Genomic DNA, 16,305 nt, shown 5'->3' with positions numbered 1-16,305 from the left:
CATGGCTTATACAAAAGCAGACCTCGCCACCGTCGAGCGTGCGATCGCGCGTGGTGAAAAGATCGTTCGGTACTCGGACCGCACTGTCGAGTATCGAACGGTCGACGAGTTGATCAAGGCTCGCGACCTGATCCAGTCCGAACTGGTGAAGGCCGCCGGGCCGCGCTCGCGCGTGACTCGCCTCTACCATGGGGGCAAGGGACTGTGAGCGGACGTTACATGTCCCTCGGACGTTCAGGCATTTTGGTGCCCGAGCGGATCAAGGCCAGCTACGAAGGCGCCGCCGAGGGACGGCGCTCATCGGGGTGGGACGCGCCGGACACTGGCGTAAACAGCCTGATCATGCCGGCCTTGCGCAACCTGCGTTCCCGCTCCCGCAGCGCGGTGCGCAATGACCCCTACGCGGCCAACGTCATAGACAAGCGGGTCAGCAACCTGATCGGAACCGGCATCACGCCGCATCCCCAGCTCGCCGACAAAGAGCTACGCAAGGCAATGCAGATGCTGTGGGAGGACTGGGTCGATGAGGCTGATGCCGATCAGCTCACCGACTTCTACGGCCTGCAGGCCCTTGTGGCTCGGACCGTGGAGCAGTCGGGCGAGTGCTTCATCCGCCTGCGTCCGCGCCGGTTGGAGGATGGATACGCCGTGCCGCTGCAGCTGCAGTGCCTGGCGCCGGAGTTCGTTCCCCACGACAAGTTCGAGGTGACCCGCTTCGGCAACGTCATCCGCGCCGGGATCGAGTTCAACGGTATGGGCCGGCGGGTGGCGTACTGGTGTTATCGGGTCCACCCCAGCGACAAGTCCTCGCTGAACGTAGGCTACAACCAGTTGGTACGCGTCCCGGCCGAGCAGATGCTGCACGTCTTCGAACCGTTGGAGCCAGGTCAGCTGCGCGGTGTGCCGCGCCTGGCGCCGGTCCTGAAGCGCTTACGCAGCCTGGACAACTTCGACGATGCGGTGCTGTTCCGGCAGGAAGTGGCCAACCTGTTCGCAGGCTTCGTGCGCAAACCCGCGCCGGAGGGGCGGCCACAGCTCGACCCCCTCACTGGTGCGCCCCTCGACCTCGACCGAGACGGCTTCACCCCCATGGTGGGGCTGGAGCCCGGCACGGTGCAGGAGCTGGGAGCAGGCGAGGAGATCGAGTTCTCTGACCCACCGGACGCGGGCAACAACTACCGCGACTTCATGCGGCAGCAACTGATGGCTGCTGCTGCTGGCACCGGCTTGCCGTACGAGTTGATGACTGGCGACATGCAGGGCGTGAACGACCGCGCGATCCGTGTGGTGCTGACCGAGTTCCGACGCCGGCTGGAGCAGCTCCAGTTCCAGGTCTACGTCCACCAGTTGTGCCGTCCTGTGCGGCAAGCCTGGTTGGACATGGCCGTCCTGGCCGGGGGGCTCGACCTGCCCGACTACTCGCTGCGTCGCCGCGAGTACTGTCGGACCCGCTGGGTGCCGCAAGGCTGGGCCTACATCCACCCGGTTCAAGATGTCCAGTCCCGGCAGATGGAAATCGCTGCCGGCTTCACCACGCGCAGCGAGACCTGCTTGCGCAACGGTACCGATGCCGAGGTGGTGGACGAAGAGAACGCCGCCGATCTCGCCCGGGCGCAGGCCCTGGGTATCAAGTACAGCACGTTGTCGGCGGTCGATGATGATCCCGACGAGAAGGAGAAGCCATGACCCCCTTGAAACCGCTCCGCATCTTCAACAAGGCGCCCGCGCCGCAACCGGAAAACGAGCAGCACTGGTACCGCATCAGCGCCGCGACCAAGGCTGATGGCGCTGCTGACACCGAGCCAGCGCCGATCGAGATCTACATCTATGGCGAGATCGGTGGTTGGGGCATCACCGCCAACCAGTTCCTCCGCGATCTGAAGGCGATTGATGACGGTGTCTCGCCGGTGCACGTGGCCTTCAACACCAACGGCGGCGACCTGTTCGAGGGTGTGGCCATCCATAACGCGCTGGCCCGCCTGGGCGAGCGCTGCACCGCCCGGATCGATGCCTTGGCGGCCAGCGCAGGTAGCGTTGCGGTGTGCGGCGCTCACCGGGTGGTGATGGCGTCGAACGCGATTCTCATGATTCACAACCCTTACACCTGGATCGAAGGTGACGCCGACGAGCTGCGTCGGGTGGCCGATGTGCTCGACCAGGCGTTCGAAGTGATCATCGCGGCTTACAAGGCCAAGTCGCCCGAGATTGACGAAGCCGAGCTGCGGCGCCTGGTCAACGATGAGAGCTGGCTCACGGCGCAAGAGGCCCTCGACCTCGGGCTGGTCGATGAGATCGGCAGCGGCGTGCAGGTGCGGGCCTGTCTGGGCAATGGCGCGGCCATGGCCCGGTACCAGAAAACCCCGCAGCCGTTGCTCGATCAGTTGGCTGGCAAGCCGCCGGCAGGTGATCCAGCAAAGCCGCCTGCGCCGACCAAGCCTGACGTCGCCGACTCCACGGCGCTGGCGCTGATGATCACCCAGGGCTGCGCCAAGGCCGGTATCGGCAATCTGGCTGAAACGTTGATCGCTTCGACCAAGCTGACTGACGCGACCACGGTGCAGGCCGCGCTGAAGAATGCCAAGGGCGTACACGATCTCTGTGTCGCCGCGCGGTTGCCCGAGCTGACCAAAGAGTACGTCGCTGCCGGCCTGGACGCTGACGCGGTGCGTGCTCGGCTGTTCGAGAAGATTGTCAGCTCCGGCAAGGGCTTCGAGATCAATAACTCGTTGCCGCCGGCCGACGACGATCAAGAGAAGGTGAAGGCGCAACTCCCTAATCCATCCAGCATCTGGGCTGCCCGCCGGCAGGCCGCCAACAAAGGAGCACGACCATGAGCAACATCCAACAGGAACCGGTCCACGCCGGTGAGTTCCTGCTTTCTGAGGGCGCGGGGAAGATCTCCCGCGAAGCCATCAACATCGCAGCCGGCCCGGCCCTGGTTGCTGGGCAGTTGCTCGGCCTGGTCACGGCAACTGGCGAGTTCGCCCCCTACGCTCCTGCGGCTGAAGACGGTACTGAAAACGCCGTTTGCATCCTTTTCGCCCCGCTCGGTGAGTCGGACATCTCGCGCCGGGGGCGCGCTGTCGTGCGGCTGGCCGAGGTCACCGAGGCGTTGCTGACGGGCGTCGATGCTGATGCCGAAAAGTCCCTGGCGAAGCAGTTCATCATCCTGCGCTGATCCGACCTTCTCTTTCTCCCAGCCCCGCCTTGTGCGGGGTTCTTACTTTCTGGAGTACCCCATGGCTGAGATTGCCATTTTTCAAGACGATGCCTTCAGCGTTGCGGCCCTGACCGCTGCCATCAACGAGCAGGAGTACGTGCCGGGCCGTCTGGCCGCCCTCGGCCTGTTCCGCGAGGAGGGCGTACCGACCCTGACCGTTCAGATCGAAAAGGACGGCGATACGCTGGCCTTGGTTCCTGCAGGTGAACGTGGGACCTCTGGCCTTGTGGTCGGCGGCAGCAAGCGCAAGCTGATCCCGTTCAACACCATCCACCTGCCGCAGCGCTTCTCGATCAAGGCCGACGAGATTCAGGGCATTCGTGCGTTTGGTACCACCACCGAGCTCCAGGCCGTTCAGGCCGTGGTGAACAAACGCCTGAGCAAGGTGCGCAGCCAGCTGGACGCCACCCATGAGTATCACCGCATGGGTGCTGTGAATGGTCAGGTGCTGGACGCCGACGGCACCTCGGTGCTGCTGGACATCTACAAAACCTTTGGTGTTTCCCGGCAGACGATGTCGATGGGCCTCAACGATCAGAACGCCAACGTCCAGGCCCAGTGCGTCGATGCGCTGGACATGCAGGAAGACGCGCTCGGCAACGTCACCACCACTGGTGCACGTGCCTTCTGCGGCAAGACGTTCTGGAAGAAGCTGATCGCTCACAATTCGGTGGTTGAGACCTACAAGGCCAGCGAGCAGGCCGCATCCCTGCGGGGTGACGGGCGTGCGTCGTTCGAATTTGGCGGCATCAGCTGGGAGCGCTATCGCGGCAAGGTAGGCGGCAAGGCCTACGTTGCCGACGACGAGGCCCGCCTGGTGCCCGAGGGCGTCTCAGATCTGTTCCTTTCGATCTACGCACCAGCGGACTACATCGAGACGGTTAACACCGAAGGCCTGCCGTACTACAGCAAGATCGAGGAGATGCCGTTCGGCAAAGGTGTCGACGGCGAGGCGCAATCCAACCCGCTGCACATCTGCACTCGTCCCCGTGCAGTAATCCGCCTGACGCTCTGATCATGGCCTTCCGGGACCTGATCGACAAAGTGGACGACACCGTGTTCGAAGTCCTGGGCGACACGGCGCGGATTGAGGGCCGTGAGGTGCTGGGGATGTTCTCGGCGCCCTGGCTGCAGCCGAAGCTCGGCCGCATCACCACGGCCCTGCGCGAACCGCACCTAGTCATCCGTGTGAAGGACAACGCCGGAGTCGAAACCCGGCAGCGGGTAGAAATCGACGTGCCGGCCGAGGATGGCGGCGGCGCGTACACGATTGCCAGCGTCGAGCCAGGCGGTGACGGGCTGGTGGCCCTGGTGCTGAGGAAATCGGTATGAGCGTCGGCAGCTATCACAAGGTGTCCTCCGGTACCGGGATGATCACCTTACAGGCGCTGCCCCAGCAGGTCGCACAGTTTGATGCGTTCGCGGCGCTGGCCCCCAAGGCCATCGCCAAAGCTCAGCGTCGAGCGATCAACAAGACCCTGCGCTGGCTGCGCACCCACGTGGGTAGGGCAGTCGCCGTGCAGGAGCGGATCGCCGTGGCCTCGGTTCGTCAGCGCCTGCGGGCCTATCCGGTGGGCGGTGACGGTCGCGGCAAGCTGTGGTTCGGCCTTGACCCAATCGCAGCAAGCCGCGCGGGTCGGCCCCGGCAAACCCGCAACGGGGTCTCGGTGGCAGGACGCCGCTACCAAGGGGCTTTCTACAAGGCGGTGTACGGGAGCAACCCCGATATCTGGATCCGCACGGCCAGCAAGCATTTCAAGGCAAGCGACTACCCGGCAAGCGAAGTGTCGGGGAAGGGCGGTGCCAGCTCGGGCTGGATCGCCGAGAACGGCAGCCGCTTCCCGCTGGCCAAGGCGATGATCTCGCTGGAAGACGTGAAGCCGCACTTCGAGTCGTGGACACAGAAGGCCCACCAGCGGCTGCTGGAGGTCATGAGGCAAGAGCTCAACTACGAGCTGCAGAAACTGTTGGGGAGGGTTGGTAATGGCTGAGGATCCGATCCCACTTGATCGCTTGTACGCCGCGATCGAGACGCACATCGCCGAGGCGCTGCCTGCATTGGAATACGTCGGCACCATGCCTGACCGGCTTGATCGGATTGCGATCCCCGCAGTGGTGATTGAGTTGGTCGAGTGGGAGCCGGGGCCGGACCCTGGTACTGGCGAGGTTGGGGTGGAGGCGCGCTTCGAGGCGCGCGTTATTGTCGCGGGGGAGGAAGACTTTAGCCTCCGTATCGCCGCGTTCTCGGCGGCTCAGTTGACCGTGTTGCTGCGTATACAGACATGGGGCATCGAGGTCGAGCCGGCCAAGTTCGTCCGAGCAGCACAGGACTGGACGCGGCCTGAGTTGGACGGTTACGCGGTCTGGGTGGTGGAGTGGACCCAGATCATCTACCTGGGCGAGGAAGAGTGGCCATGGCCCAGGCAGCCACCGGGCACACTGGTGCTGAAGGTCGGCCCGTACGCTGAGCCCGTCAGCCCGGAGGAACTGTCATGAGTTACGCATCAGCCATGCACGACCGGATGCTGGCCAGCCTGGTGATCCCCTGCCGGGTGGTCGCCGTCGACCTTGTCGCCGCGATGGTGCGGGTGTCGGACGGCAGCGGCTGGACCAGCGCCTGGGTCCGCTGGCACAGCCAGGCCGCCGGCAAGGCGCGCCACTGGCGGGCGCCGAGCCTGGAAGAGCAGGGCTTGCTGATCAGTCCCAGCGGCGAGCCTGCGCAGGGCACTTTCGTGCCAGGGCTGTACGGCAACGCCGGCCCGGCGCCGGACAACCGCGGCCATGTCGAGGTCTGGCGTTTCGACGACGGTGGCTCCCTGGTCTACGACTGGCAGGCCAAGACCTACACGATCGAGCTGCCCAGCGGCACGGTCACGGTCAAGGTCGGGGCCTCCCAGGCGGTGCTGACGGACGACGCCATCACGGCCCAGTCCTCGAGCATCACCGCTCAGGGTGACACGATCACGCTGACCGGCGCGGTCACGATCAACGGAGCACTGATGGTCACGGGTGACATCAACGGCGGGGGCCGGATCATCGACACCGCCGGCAACACGGCAAACCACAAACACTGACCACAGCCCGCCTAGTGCGGGCTTTTTCATGCCTGGAGGAAAGCATGGCCAGAACACAGAAAGAGCCTGAAGAGGGCAGCGAAGCGGCGCCGGTACCGCACGGACCGGTGACTTTCATCGATCAGGAGTACACCCGCCGCAAGTTGATCCTGCCCGACTGGGTGGAGCTTGAAGTGGTGCAGGGCCAGGTCACGATCAGCGGCGAGGACGCGGTGGGCCTGGCCTACATGCGCAACCGGTCCGACTTCAGGGAAGCCTGACCGTGATCGGCATGGATCGTCGAACGGGCCAGCCGGTCGCCGGCCTGGGGCACCTGCGGCAGTCAATCGAGGACATCCTCACTACCACGGTAGGCAGCCGCCGGATGCGCCCTGAGTACGGTTGCCAGTTGCGCCGCTACGTCGACCTGCCGGTGAACGAGGGCTGGAAGAGTGCGGTGCAGGCCGAGGTTGCCCGTGCCCTGGGCCGATGGGAACCGCGGCTGCAGCTGGAGCGGGTGCGGGTGCTTGCGGTCATTGACGGCAAGATCGACCTGCAACTGACCGGTACGTACCTGGGCGACAGCGCAGTCTTGGAGGTGAGTGCATGAGCGTAGTGGATCTGTCGCAGCTCCCGGCGCCGCAGGTGCTGGAGAGCATTGATTTCGAAGGGGTGTACGGCGAAGAGCTGCAACGCTTTCGCCAGTACATGGGGGACAAATGGGATGCGCTGCTCGAGAGTGACCCGATCACCAAGCTCCTCGAGCTGGGTGCCTACCGTCGAATGCAGAACCGGGCGCGGGTCAACGACGCGGCCAAGGCCTTGATGCTGGCCTATGCACGCGGCGCGGACCTGGACCAGCTGGCCGCCAATGTGAACCTGCAGCGGCTGGTGGTGCAGGCCGAGGACATGAATGCGGTGCCTCCGGTCGAGCGCGTGCTCGAGGCAGACGATGCGCTGCGTGAGCGCGTGCAGCTGGTCTATGAGGGGCTGACTACTGCCGGCCCGCGTAACAGCTACATCCTGCATGCGCGCAATGCCTCCGGCCGGGTGGCGGACGCGACAGCCGAGAGCCCGGCCCCGGCCGAGGTGGTGGTCACGGTGCTGGATCTGGAGGGCACAGGCCACGCCCCGCCGGAACTACTGGAGACGGTACGTGCACACCTGAGCGATGATGACGTGCGCCCGGTGGCCGATCGGCTCACGGTCCAGCCCGCCGAGATCCTGCCGTACCGCGTCGAGGCCCTGTTATACAAGGCCGGTACGGGGCCGGAGAACGAAGCCATCCTGGCGTCATGCAAGGCTCGGCTGCAGGCCTGGGTAAATCCCCGGCGTCGGTTGGGCCTGGAGGTCTCGCGGTCCGGGATCGATGCCCAGTTGCACATTGACGGAGTGAGTCGCGTGGAGCTGGTGGGGTGGACGGACATTCGCCCTACCAAGGAACAGGCGGCGTGGTGCGAGGCGATCGACGTGGCATGGGGTGGCTGACATGAAAAGTCTGCTCCCCGTGAACAGCACCCAGCTGGAACGCGCTGTCGAGGTCGCCACGGACGAGCTGACCGACATCCCCCTGCGGACCCTGTACAACCCCGACACCTGCCCGGCGCACCTGCTGTACCAGCTGGCCTGGGCGTGGTCGGTGGACCGCTGGGACGACACCTGGTCGGAGGCGGTCAAGCGGTCGGTGATCCGCTCCGCGTTCTTCGTGCATGCGCACAAGGGCACGATCGGCGCGCTTCGCCGGGTGGTCGAGCCGTTCGGCTATCTGATCGAGGTCAGCGAGTGGTGGCAGCAGTGGCCGCTGGGCAGGCCGGGCACTTTCGGTTTGAAGATAGGCGTCTCGGACGGAGGCATCGACGAGGAGACCTACCGAGAGCTGGCCTCGCTGCTGGATGACGCGCGCCCGGTAAGCCGGCACCTCACTGCACTGCAGATCAGCCTTGAAACCAGTGGTGCTTTCTACTTGGCGGGGGCGCTGAGCGAAGGCGACGTACTGGACATCTATCCGCCCGTGCAGCGCGACATTGTCGTCACCGGTGCCATCGGGCGCGGTGGCCGTGAACATACAATCGACACCCTGGACATTGCTCATGGTTGACCAGAACTCACAGTTTTACGCCATCCTCACCAACGTGGGGGCGGCGAAACAGGCCAACGCGGATGCCTTGGGCATCCCGTGGAAAATCACCCAGATGGGCGTGGGTGATGCCAATGGCACCGACCCCACTCCCAATGCCACACAGACGAGCCTGATCAGTGAATGGCGCCGTGCGCCGCTGAACCTGCTGAAGGTGGACGATAAGAACAGCGCGATCATCATTGCCGAGCAGGTCATTCCCGCCGATGTAGGCGGAAAGTGGATACGCGAGATTGCGCTGTACGACGCTGACGGTGACATGGTCGCTGTCGCAAACTGCGCGCCGACCTACAAACCGCTGCTCAGCCAAGGCTCAGGGCGAACTCAGGTTGTCCGCATGAACCTGATTGTCAGCAGCTCCAGTAACGTGCAACTCAAGATCGATCCGGCGGTGGTGCTGGCCACTCGAGAATATGTCGACGCCGCGATATTGAGCGTGTTGCCCAAGAACAAGGTGGCAGGTTCTTACACAAAGGTAACGATTGATGAGCGCGGCATCGTTCAGCAGGGGGCGAATCCAACGACGCTGAGCGGCTACGGCATTTTGGACGCTTACACGCAGACCCAAACAGACGCAAAGCTGGCGCTGAAAATGTCAAAGGGCGCCGGCGGCCTGCTGGGCGACGCGCCAGTCGTTGCGGGGGCTCTCACTGACCTGACGGACACCCAGTTCGTCTCTGTGACGAATGGCACCACGGACAAGCCCGCAGCGATCGGCTACGGCGCCGGCTTCTATATCAAGTATCCGGGCGACAGGTATTCGTTCCAGATGCTCGCGGGCATGATTGATGAGTGGTATGGGGTTCGGCGCGTCGCGGCCAATGGTGCCGGTACCTGGCGGGAGTTGTGGCATGACGGAAACTTCACCCCGGCGCTCAAGGCCAACTTGGCGGGTGCTGCGTTCACCGGGCCTGTTCGGGTGCCGGACGTCGTGGCCGGTAACTCCAGCGATCTGGCCGCTAATACGAAGTTCGTTATGGAGGCTGTCGCAAAACTGGTCGCGTCGTCGCCGGCAGCGCTGGATACCCTGAGGGAGCTGGCCGCCGCGCTCGGTGATGATCCTAACTTCGCAGCGACTATGGCCAATGCGCTTGCAGGAAAGGCCGCAAAGTCGACCACGCTGGCCGGTTACGGCATTACTGATGCGTTTCCGAAGTCCGAGACCTTCAGCCGGACGGATATTCAGTATCTGATCACGCAGGCTGTCGGTGCTCTGCTCCCCAAGCGTGGGTTTACTGCGAACGACTTTATCCGCATACCCGATGTGCCTGGCGGTTTGATCATCCAGTTTGGGGCGACGCTAGTGGGGCCGGACGCAGCGGTGGACGTGACACTGCCGCTGGCGTTCAACGTGGGTCTCGGGGCTCTCGCGGGCGTAGCGGCTAGCGCCGCGACAATCCAGGGCAACACCACTGCATACGCAACCCTTTTATCAAACCAGCTGCTGCGCGTGACGCAAGACATAAACACGACGAGCGGCGGCGTGAATCAAACTATCAACTGGTGGGCATGGGGTTACTGATGGGCATTCAAGATCTAACAGTCGAGTCGCCTGCAATCACCTGGCTCTACAGCTTCGCAGAGCCCGGCTGGTACTCGCCCGAATACAACTTCATCATTCCTGATGACGCTGTGGCAGTGCCAGAGGCCCAAGCAATCATGCTCAAGAATGGGCTTGCTGCCGGCAAGGTGGTGGTCAAGGGTGATGACGGAATGCCGGTGCTGGGAGATCCGCCACCGCCCACGGGTGAAGCACTTGCCGAGACCGAGCGGCGTTGGCGTGATCGCCAATTGTTGGCAACTGACCCGCTAGTGACGCGACACCGTGATGAGCTGGAGCTCGTGCAGCCCTGCACGCTGTCTGCTGAAGATTATCTGGCGTTGCAGCACTACCGTGCCGCGCTTCGGCAGTGGCCGGAAAGCCAGGCGTTTCCCGGCGTTGCCAAGCGGCCGAGCGCGCCGCCCTGGCTCGATGACCTGCTGACCTGAAGTCCCGCATTGCTGGGGCTTTTTCTTTCCTGATGTAAATCCTTGAGGCCCCGCACTGTCGGGGCCTTCGCATTTCTGGAGGCTTCACATGAGTGGCTTTTTCCACGGTGTTACCGTAACGAACGTCGATACGGGCGCGCGTACCATCGCGCTGCCGTCTTCCTCGATCATCGGCCTGGTCGACACTTTCACCCCCGGCCCCGATGGCACGGCCAAAGCGAATGACCTGGTGATGATCACCAGCGAGCGTGAGGCGGTCGCCGCATTCGGCGAAGGCGCGGCGATCACCAAAGCCTGCCGCGCTATCTACACCCGTGCCAAGGCGGTCATCGTCGCCTGTGGTGTGGCAAAGCTTGAAGACACCGCTGAGCAGACCTCGGCGATCATCGGCGGGACCAAGGCGGGCGGCCAGCGCACTGGCCTGCAGGCGTTGCTCGACGGCAAGAGCCGGTTCAACGCACAGCCGCGGCTGCTGGTGACACCCAAGCACAGCGCGACCCAGGCGGTCGGTAGTGCTTTGGTGGCCCTAGCCGACAAGCTGCGCGGTATCGCCATTCTCGACGGGCCGAACACCACTGACGAAGCGGCTGTCGCGTATGCCGGCGAGTTTGGTGCCAAGCGTGCGTTCCTGGTCGATCCGGGCGTGCGGTTCTGGGATACCGACGCGAGCGCCACGGTGGACGCACCCAGCTCGGCCTGGGTGGCCGGCCTGTTCGCCTGGACCGACCGCGAGTATGGGTTCTGGGCCTCGCCGTCGAACAAGGAGTTCGTCGGCATCACCGGTACGTCGCGGCCCATCGAGTTCCTCGACGGCGACGAGACCTGCCGCGCCAACCTGCTGAACAACGCCAATATCGCCACCATCATTCGCGACGACGGCTACCGGCTGTGGGGCAACCGTACGCTGTCGAGCGATCCGAAATGGGCCTTCGTCACCCGCGTGCGCACCATGGACATCGTCATGGACGCGATCCTCTACGGCCACAAGTGGGCCGTGGACCGCTCGATCACGGCTACCTACGTCAAGGACGTCACCGAGGGCCTGCAGGCGTTCATGCGCGACCTGAAGAATCAGGGCGCAATCATCAACTTCGAGGTGTTCGCCGACCCCGAACTGAACACTGCCAGCCAGCTGGAGCAGGGCAAGGTGTACTGGAACATCCGCTTCACCGATGTCCCGCCTGCCGAAAACCCCAACTTCCGCGTCGAGGTCACCAACCAGTGGCTGACCGAAGTTCTCGACGCCAACGCATAAGGAGCGACCCCCATGGCGATGATTCCCGAAACACTGGCCAACCTAAACCTGTTCGTCGATGGCGTCAGCTTCCAGGGCGATGTGCCCAGCCTGACCCTGCCCAAGCTCACCCTGAAAATGGAGGAGCACCGCCCGGGCGGTATGGACATGCCTGTCGAGATGGAACAGGGCATGGAGAAACAAGAGGCTGCCTTCACCACCACCGGCGTACGGCGCGAGTCGTTGAAGTTCTTTGGCCTGGCCGATGGCACCGCCTTCAACGGCACGTTCCGCGGCGCCTTCAAGGGCCTCAAGGGCAAGGTCACCCCGGTGATCGTTACCCTGCGCGGCGCGTTGAAGGAGGTCGACATGGGCGACTGGAAGGCGGGCGACAAGGCTGAGATCAAGCACAACGTTGCGGTGACCTACTACAAGCTCGAGGTCGACGGGCGCCTGATTTACGAGATCGATGCCCTGGGCATGAAGCGCGTGATCGACGGCGTCGACCAGCTCGCCCAGCAACGCCAGGCCCTGGGCCTTTAACGTACTCACCGATAAGGACAACACCTCATGAGCAAGAAGATCCCCGCTTACCTGCAGCTTGAAACCGACCGCGTCATCGTCACCTTGAGCAGGCCCGCGGAGTGCAATGGCGTGCAGGTGGACAAGCTGAACCTGCGGGCGCCGACGGTGCGCGACATTCGTGCTGCACAGCAGCTCACCAATGGTGATGATGAACAACGCGAACTGAACCTGTTCGCCTCGCTGGCCGAGGTCGGCCTGAAGGACCTCGAAGGCCTGACCCTGAAGGACTACAGCCGTTTGCAGGCCGGCTATTTTCGCCTGGTGCAAGACGACGAGCTTTGACCCGCGATCTCAGAAGCAGCTGGCCAAGCGGCTGGCGAAGGAGTTGGGTTTCTCGGCGGCAGAGATCTCTGCGATGCCCTGGATGGACATCGTCTGGTGGCTCACGGATTGAGCCTGCAGGAGGGTAGCGCATGGCAAAGCTGGCGATCGCGCTGGAAATCGGCGGGGCTGTTGCCGCATCGCTTGGTTCGGCATTCGGTACCGCCAAGGGTCATATCAAGAAGCTCGAGGAGAGCGGCAGCCGCGCGAAGGTGTTGAAGAACACCATCGGTGAAACGATCAAGCTCCGGGAGGAATGGAAGAAGGCGCACGACAGCGGCGCGGCGGCGGCCTCCCGGTTGCTGCGGCGCCTGGAGGGCAATCTCGATGCGCTGAAGAAACAGGGCGTCGAGGTCGGCCGGCTGTCCAAGGAGTACCAGCGACTCGGGCGTGAAGCGAAAGCTGCAGATCTGCAGCAGAAAGGCCGGCAACAGATCGATGCGGGCAAGTCGTCGCTCAAGTCCAACATCGGTGCCACTGTAGTTGGCGCCGGTCTGGCGGCGATCCCGACGAAGATCAGTGCGGACTATCAAGCGATCATCCGTGACATCGCGATCAAGTCGGACATCGTCAACAAGCCGCAAGAGGCCCAGCTCAGTCGGGCGGTAATCGATACTGCGCGCGATACCGGGATGTCGCGCAACGACGTGGCGGACCTGATCAACCAGCTGGTCGGCGCCGGTATGGAGGTGGACAAGGCCATGGCCTATGCGCCGACGGCGGCGAAATTCGCCGTCGGCCAAGGCTCCTCGGGCGTCGACACGGCGGCGATGATCCAGGCGCTGCAGCAGAACGCCAAGATCACCGATCCCAAGGTCATGCAGCAGGCGTTGGAGGCCATCGCGTATCAGGGGCAGGCGGGCAGCTTCGAGGCGTCCGACATGGCCAAGTGGTTCCCGCAACTGTTGGCCGGGATGGAGAAGAACGGCGTCACCGGGCTGGATGCGGTCACTTCACTGGGCTCGATGCTGCAGGTGCAGATGAAGACCGCTGGCAGCGCCGATGAGGCGGCGAACAACTTTAAGAACTGGATTGAGAAGATCGGTGCCGGTGATATCCAGAAGAACTATGCAAAGGCCGGGATTGACTACCAGAAGTCGCTGAACACCGGGCTGCAAAAGGGCATGAACGTCATTGAGGCGTCCATGGGCCTGGCCATGCAGTACGTCGAGAAGACCGACCCGAAGAAGGCCCAGGCGATGAAGGACGCCCAGGCCAACATCGACAAGGAGGCTAACCCGGAGAAGGTCAAGGCGTCGCTCGAGGCGCTGGAAAGAAGCCTGCGTACCGGTGATGTGTTCGCCGACATGCAGGTCAAGGCAGCGCTCACGGCCTACGCGCAGAACCGGGGGCTGTACAACACCCTCAAGGCCGATTCGGCTGATGCGAAAAAGGTAGGGGGCATCCTCGACAAGAACCTGGCCGAGCGTCGAGAAACGTCCAAGCAGCAGTGGAGCGAGTTGGGCCAGGCCGTGGATGACTCGATGCGCAGCATTGGCGATGCGATCCGCCCGGCCACTGATCTTCTCGCCACAGGGCTGACCAAGGTCGCTCATGGCATCACCTATCTGTCGGACAAGCTGCCTGGGCTGGTGTTGGGCGTCTCGGGCATCGCTGCGGCGGTGATGGCGTTCCTCACGGCACGCAGTGCGATCAAGGTTGGGCGTGGGGTGATCAACCTCGCACGGGGCCGCAGGATGGGGCGTGGCGCCGGTGGTGAGGGAGAGCTGTCGGAGACGGGCAACCCGATGGTCGATGCAGGCCTCGGCGCCTTAGGCAAGGTGTTCGGTGCGGGTGCTGCGAACGATGATCGTGGCGGCCTCGGGAGCGAGCCGCAGCGTGTATTTGTCGTCAACGCCAAGGACCTTGGCGGGTTTGGCTCATCGGTCGACGCGGGTGAACCAGGTGGTCGACGGCGTCGCCGGCAGCGCAGGGGCCGGGGCGGGGCTACACCGCGTCGGTCTGCTCCCACGGGGGCTGTCGGCCGAGTCGCTCGAGCCGGGGCTGCGACAGGTGCGGCGGCCGCAGGCGCTGCGACGGCTGCAGCCGAGGTCGGTCGGATAGGCCGGGTGATGGGCGCAGTCGGCAAGGTGTCGAAGGTGGTCGGCAAACTCCCAGGCGGGAAGGTGCTCGATGCGGGCATGACCGTGGTCGAGACGGCCATGAACGCGAAAACCCAGGACGAGAAAGCCGAGGGCTACGGCAGCGCGGCGGGCGGGTTGGCCGGCGCGCTGGCGGGCGGTGCTGCAGGTGCGGCGCTCGGTTCTGTTGTGCCCGTGTTGGGCACGGCGATTGGTGGTGCTATCGGGGCCGCGATCGGCGGCCTTGGCGGTGAGGGCCTGGGCGGCTGGCTGGGCAAGAAACTGTTCGGCGAGGACGAGCAGGTGGCGAAGGCGGACAAGGATAAGTCGGTCCCTGGTGATGTGGCTCGGTCGATCGCCGCCGCAGCACCCGCTCCCACGGCGCCCGTCGTGGCCCAGGCGCTCGAGCAGGCCAAGCCGAAAGCGGACCCGCCCAAGGTCGACCAGCAGTTCTCCTACATGCCCAACATGCCGATCACCGTTCAAGGCGACGTCAAGGATCCGCAGCAGGTGTTTCGCTCGCTCGAGGGGATGATCCGCAACAGCTGGGAGACCTGGTCACGGGAAAGCCTTGCGCGACAGGCTTCTGGTCAGCTCTTCGATCAACCACATGTCTAAGGAGGTGCCATGGCCTATATGGCGTCCATGCAGTCGACGCTGTCGTCGTTGATTGCGGCGGGGGAGGCTGGCCGCACCAGCCTCGACGGTATGCTGGGACCGCTGACCGGTGCCGTCGGCGATATGACCGGAGCCGCCTCGGAGCTGGAGAGCCTGCCAGTCCTTGGCCCGGCCCTCGGCCAGAAGCTGCAGCGCACGATGCGAGCCATCAATGCGGCCCAGTCCACGGTGGGGCAGGTGGCATCAACCTACAGCCAGGTGGTCAGCGGAGCGGCAGGGGTGCAAGACCGCATCGGCTCGCTGAAGGAACAGGCCGGCAGGGCATCAGCGGCGATCAGCCGCATTGCTGGGCAGGCAAGCCCTACGCTGGCCAACATTCTGCCGACCAGTGCGCTTGCGCCGCTGGCCACGCCGGCAGCCGAGGCAATCAAACCATTCCCACACCTGCTGATCCTGCAGCCGCTCGACGCCAAGCTGCAGCCGTATTACTTCAACCTGGATACCGCAGCCTTTGACGAGCTCCGCCGGCAGACGTCGGCGCGTTGGGCCGGCCAAGAGCGCCTCACGCGGGATATTGCGCAGCAGGCGGTCGGGCAGGGCGAGGACAAGATCACGCTCAAGGGAGTGATCTTCACCAGCAGGGGCGGGATCAAGCAGCTGGATGCGCTGCGCACAATCGTCCGCCGGCTACAGCCGGTCAGCCTGGTGACCGGTTACGGCGACGTGCTGGGCACCTGGTGCTTGACCAACTTGGACGAAGAGCAGGGCGCGCTGCTGGCCGGCGGCATCCCGCGCAAGCAGGGTTTCTCACTGGAGTTTGTGAAGTATGGCAACGACATGCAGAACGTCTGACGGGGATCTGCTGGACACGCTGTGCTACCAGCATTACGGCCACCTCAACGGCACCGTCGAACTGGTGCTGCAGGAGAACCCTGGGTTGGCGGATGAGCCGCAGCCCTACCGCGCCGGGGTCATCATCGTGCTGCCCGAGCTGGCAGCGCCGTCGATCGAGACAATCGAGCTGTGGGGGTGACCCACCGCCACACACCGAGCCCCGCCCAGTGCGG

General features: G+C 64.2%; 21 protein-coding genes. All 21 read left to right on the top strand.

Features of this window, described 5'->3' with window-relative positions; all coding sequences use genetic code 11:
• Position 1 precedes the first annotated feature (1 nt).
• Positions 2-208, top strand: a complete 207-nt coding sequence (locus tag VUG52_RS18675; RefSeq protein WP_056806607.1) for a phage head-tail joining protein — start codon at positions 2-4, stop codon at positions 206-208.
• Positions 205-1,686 (top strand): phage portal protein, encoded by a 1,482-nt coding sequence (locus VUG52_RS18670; protein ID WP_331831877.1) that lies wholly within the window; start codon positions 205-207, stop codon positions 1,684-1,686. The genes VUG52_RS18675 and VUG52_RS18670 overlap by 4 nt, the downstream gene beginning before the upstream one ends.
• Positions 1,683-2,834: a head maturation protease, ClpP-related gene (locus tag VUG52_RS18665; RefSeq protein ID WP_331831876.1), complete on the top strand. Its 1,152-nt coding sequence runs from the start codon at positions 1,683-1,685 to the stop codon at positions 2,832-2,834. The genes VUG52_RS18670 and VUG52_RS18665 overlap by 4 nt, the downstream gene beginning before the upstream one ends.
• Positions 2,831-3,178: a head decoration protein gene (locus tag VUG52_RS18660; protein ID WP_258599027.1), complete on the top strand. Its 348-nt coding sequence runs from the start codon at positions 2,831-2,833 to the stop codon at positions 3,176-3,178. The genes VUG52_RS18665 and VUG52_RS18660 overlap by 4 nt, the downstream gene beginning before the upstream one ends.
• 61 nt (positions 3,179-3,239) lie before the next feature.
• Positions 3,240-4,235 carry a major capsid protein gene (locus tag VUG52_RS18655; protein WP_331831875.1) on the top strand — a complete coding sequence of 332 codons (996 nt, stop codon included), beginning with the start codon at positions 3,240-3,242 and terminating at the stop codon, positions 4,233-4,235.
• A gap of 2 nt (positions 4,236-4,237) precedes the next feature.
• A complete protein-coding gene (locus VUG52_RS18650; RefSeq protein WP_331831874.1) occupies positions 4,238-4,552 on the top strand; it encodes a head-tail joining protein in 315 nt (104 codons plus the stop codon).
• Positions 4,549-5,211, top strand: a complete 663-nt coding sequence (locus VUG52_RS18645) for a hypothetical protein (protein ID WP_236180315.1) — start codon at positions 4,549-4,551, stop codon at positions 5,209-5,211. The genes VUG52_RS18650 and VUG52_RS18645 overlap by 4 nt, the downstream gene beginning before the upstream one ends.
• Positions 5,204-5,716: a hypothetical protein gene (locus tag VUG52_RS18640; protein ID WP_331831873.1), complete on the top strand. Its 513-nt coding sequence runs from the start codon at positions 5,204-5,206 to the stop codon at positions 5,714-5,716. Before VUG52_RS18645 ends, VUG52_RS18640 begins: the two co-directional genes overlap by 8 nt.
• The gene (locus VUG52_RS18635; RefSeq protein WP_331831872.1) at positions 5,713-6,294 is read left to right on the top strand and encodes a phage baseplate assembly protein V; all 582 of its coding nucleotides are present in this window, start codon (positions 5,713-5,715) and stop codon (positions 6,292-6,294) included. The genes VUG52_RS18640 and VUG52_RS18635 overlap by 4 nt, the downstream gene beginning before the upstream one ends.
• A 44-nt stretch (positions 6,295-6,338) precedes the next feature.
• Complete coding sequence (locus VUG52_RS18630; RefSeq protein WP_331831871.1) at positions 6,339-6,554, top strand: hypothetical protein; 216 nt, start codon at positions 6,339-6,341, stop codon at positions 6,552-6,554.
• A gap of 2 nt (positions 6,555-6,556) precedes the next feature.
• Positions 6,557-6,883, top strand: a complete 327-nt coding sequence (locus VUG52_RS18625) for a GPW/gp25 family protein (protein ID WP_262950385.1) — start codon at positions 6,557-6,559, stop codon at positions 6,881-6,883.
• Positions 6,880-7,761 (top strand): baseplate assembly protein, encoded by an 882-nt coding sequence (locus VUG52_RS18620; RefSeq protein ID WP_331831870.1) that lies wholly within the window; start codon positions 6,880-6,882, stop codon positions 7,759-7,761. The genes VUG52_RS18625 and VUG52_RS18620 overlap by 4 nt, the downstream gene beginning before the upstream one ends.
• A gap of 1 nt (position 7,762) precedes the next feature.
• Complete coding sequence (locus VUG52_RS18615) at positions 7,763-8,371, top strand: phage tail protein I (RefSeq protein WP_331831869.1); 609 nt, start codon at positions 7,763-7,765, stop codon at positions 8,369-8,371.
• Complete coding sequence (locus VUG52_RS18610) at positions 8,364-9,932, top strand: phage tail protein (protein WP_331831868.1); 1,569 nt, start codon at positions 8,364-8,366, stop codon at positions 9,930-9,932. The genes VUG52_RS18615 and VUG52_RS18610 overlap by 8 nt, the downstream gene beginning before the upstream one ends.
• Entirely contained in the window at positions 9,932-10,399 is a 468-nt protein-coding gene (locus VUG52_RS18605; RefSeq protein ID WP_331831867.1) for a phage tail assembly chaperone, read from the top strand. The genes VUG52_RS18610 and VUG52_RS18605 overlap by 1 nt, the downstream gene beginning before the upstream one ends.
• Positions 10,400-10,487: 88 nt before the next feature.
• Complete coding sequence (locus tag VUG52_RS18600; protein WP_331831866.1) at positions 10,488-11,654, top strand: phage tail sheath family protein; 1,167 nt, start codon at positions 10,488-10,490, stop codon at positions 11,652-11,654.
• Between the two features lie 12 nt (positions 11,655-11,666).
• The gene (locus tag VUG52_RS18595; RefSeq protein ID WP_331831865.1) at positions 11,667-12,176 is read left to right on the top strand and encodes a phage major tail tube protein; all 510 of its coding nucleotides are present in this window, start codon (positions 11,667-11,669) and stop codon (positions 12,174-12,176) included.
• A 27-nt stretch (positions 12,177-12,203) separates the two neighbouring features.
• The gene (locus tag VUG52_RS18590; protein WP_046856347.1) at positions 12,204-12,500 is read left to right on the top strand and encodes a phage tail assembly protein; all 297 of its coding nucleotides are present in this window, start codon (positions 12,204-12,206) and stop codon (positions 12,498-12,500) included.
• Positions 12,501-12,631: 131 nt separating this feature from the next.
• Positions 12,632-15,238: a phage tail tape measure protein gene (locus tag VUG52_RS18585; RefSeq protein ID WP_331831864.1), complete on the top strand. Its 2,607-nt coding sequence runs from the start codon at positions 12,632-12,634 to the stop codon at positions 15,236-15,238.
• A 9-nt stretch (positions 15,239-15,247) separates the two neighbouring features.
• Positions 15,248-16,090, top strand: coding sequence for a phage tail protein (locus tag VUG52_RS18580; protein ID WP_331831863.1), 843 nt, complete (start codon positions 15,248-15,250; stop codon positions 16,088-16,090).
• Positions 16,065-16,271, top strand: coding sequence for a tail protein X (locus VUG52_RS18575; protein ID WP_046856344.1), 207 nt, complete (start codon positions 16,065-16,067; stop codon positions 16,269-16,271). Before VUG52_RS18580 ends, VUG52_RS18575 begins: the two co-directional genes overlap by 26 nt.
• The last annotated feature ends 34 nt before the right edge of the window (positions 16,272-16,305 follow it).

It is taken from the genome of Pseudomonas sp. LH21 (genome assembly GCF_036549575.1).
In the GTDB taxonomy this organism is placed as follows: Bacteria; Pseudomonadota; Gammaproteobacteria; order Pseudomonadales; family Pseudomonadaceae; genus Aquipseudomonas; species Aquipseudomonas peradeniyensis.
Note: the sequence above shows the minus strand (reverse complement) of the source record. Positions and strands in the feature narration are given on the sequence as shown.

Bases quoted from the DNA above. Each gene is read 5' to 3' on its own strand.
- VUG52_RS18675 (WP_056806607.1), top strand. From the start codon at position 2: ATGGCTTATACAAAAGCAGACCTCGCCACCGTCGAGCGTGCGATCGCG.
- VUG52_RS18665 (WP_331831876.1), top strand. From the start codon at position 1,683: ATGACCCCCTTGAAACCGCTCCGCATCTTCAACAAGGCGCCCGCGCCG.
- VUG52_RS18660 (WP_258599027.1), top strand. From the start codon at position 2,831: ATGAGCAACATCCAACAGGAACCGGTCCACGCCGGTGAGTTCCTGCTT.
- VUG52_RS18655 (WP_331831875.1), top strand. From the start codon at position 3,240: ATGGCTGAGATTGCCATTTTTCAAGACGATGCCTTCAGCGTTGCGGCC.
- VUG52_RS18650 (WP_331831874.1), top strand. From the start codon at position 4,238: ATGGCCTTCCGGGACCTGATCGACAAAGTGGACGACACCGTGTTCGAA.
- VUG52_RS18645 (WP_236180315.1), top strand. From the start codon at position 4,549: ATGAGCGTCGGCAGCTATCACAAGGTGTCCTCCGGTACCGGGATGATC.
- VUG52_RS18640 (WP_331831873.1), top strand. From the start codon at position 5,204: ATGGCTGAGGATCCGATCCCACTTGATCGCTTGTACGCCGCGATCGAG.
- VUG52_RS18635 (WP_331831872.1), top strand. From the start codon at position 5,713: ATGAGTTACGCATCAGCCATGCACGACCGGATGCTGGCCAGCCTGGTG.
- VUG52_RS18630 (WP_331831871.1), top strand. From the start codon at position 6,339: ATGGCCAGAACACAGAAAGAGCCTGAAGAGGGCAGCGAAGCGGCGCCG.
- VUG52_RS18620 (WP_331831870.1), top strand. From the start codon at position 6,880: ATGAGCGTAGTGGATCTGTCGCAGCTCCCGGCGCCGCAGGTGCTGGAG.
- VUG52_RS18615 (WP_331831869.1), top strand. From the start codon at position 7,763: ATGAAAAGTCTGCTCCCCGTGAACAGCACCCAGCTGGAACGCGCTGTC.
- VUG52_RS18610 (WP_331831868.1), top strand. From the start codon at position 8,364: ATGGTTGACCAGAACTCACAGTTTTACGCCATCCTCACCAACGTGGGG.
- VUG52_RS18605 (WP_331831867.1), top strand. From the start codon at position 9,932: ATGGGCATTCAAGATCTAACAGTCGAGTCGCCTGCAATCACCTGGCTC.
- VUG52_RS18600 (WP_331831866.1), top strand. From the start codon at position 10,488: ATGAGTGGCTTTTTCCACGGTGTTACCGTAACGAACGTCGATACGGGC.
- VUG52_RS18595 (WP_331831865.1), top strand. From the start codon at position 11,667: ATGGCGATGATTCCCGAAACACTGGCCAACCTAAACCTGTTCGTCGAT.
- VUG52_RS18590 (WP_046856347.1), top strand. From the start codon at position 12,204: ATGAGCAAGAAGATCCCCGCTTACCTGCAGCTTGAAACCGACCGCGTC.
- VUG52_RS18585 (WP_331831864.1), top strand. From the start codon at position 12,632: ATGGCAAAGCTGGCGATCGCGCTGGAAATCGGCGGGGCTGTTGCCGCA.
- VUG52_RS18580 (WP_331831863.1), top strand. From the start codon at position 15,248: ATGGCCTATATGGCGTCCATGCAGTCGACGCTGTCGTCGTTGATTGCG.
- VUG52_RS18575 (WP_046856344.1), top strand. From the start codon at position 16,065: ATGGCAACGACATGCAGAACGTCTGACGGGGATCTGCTGGACACGCTG.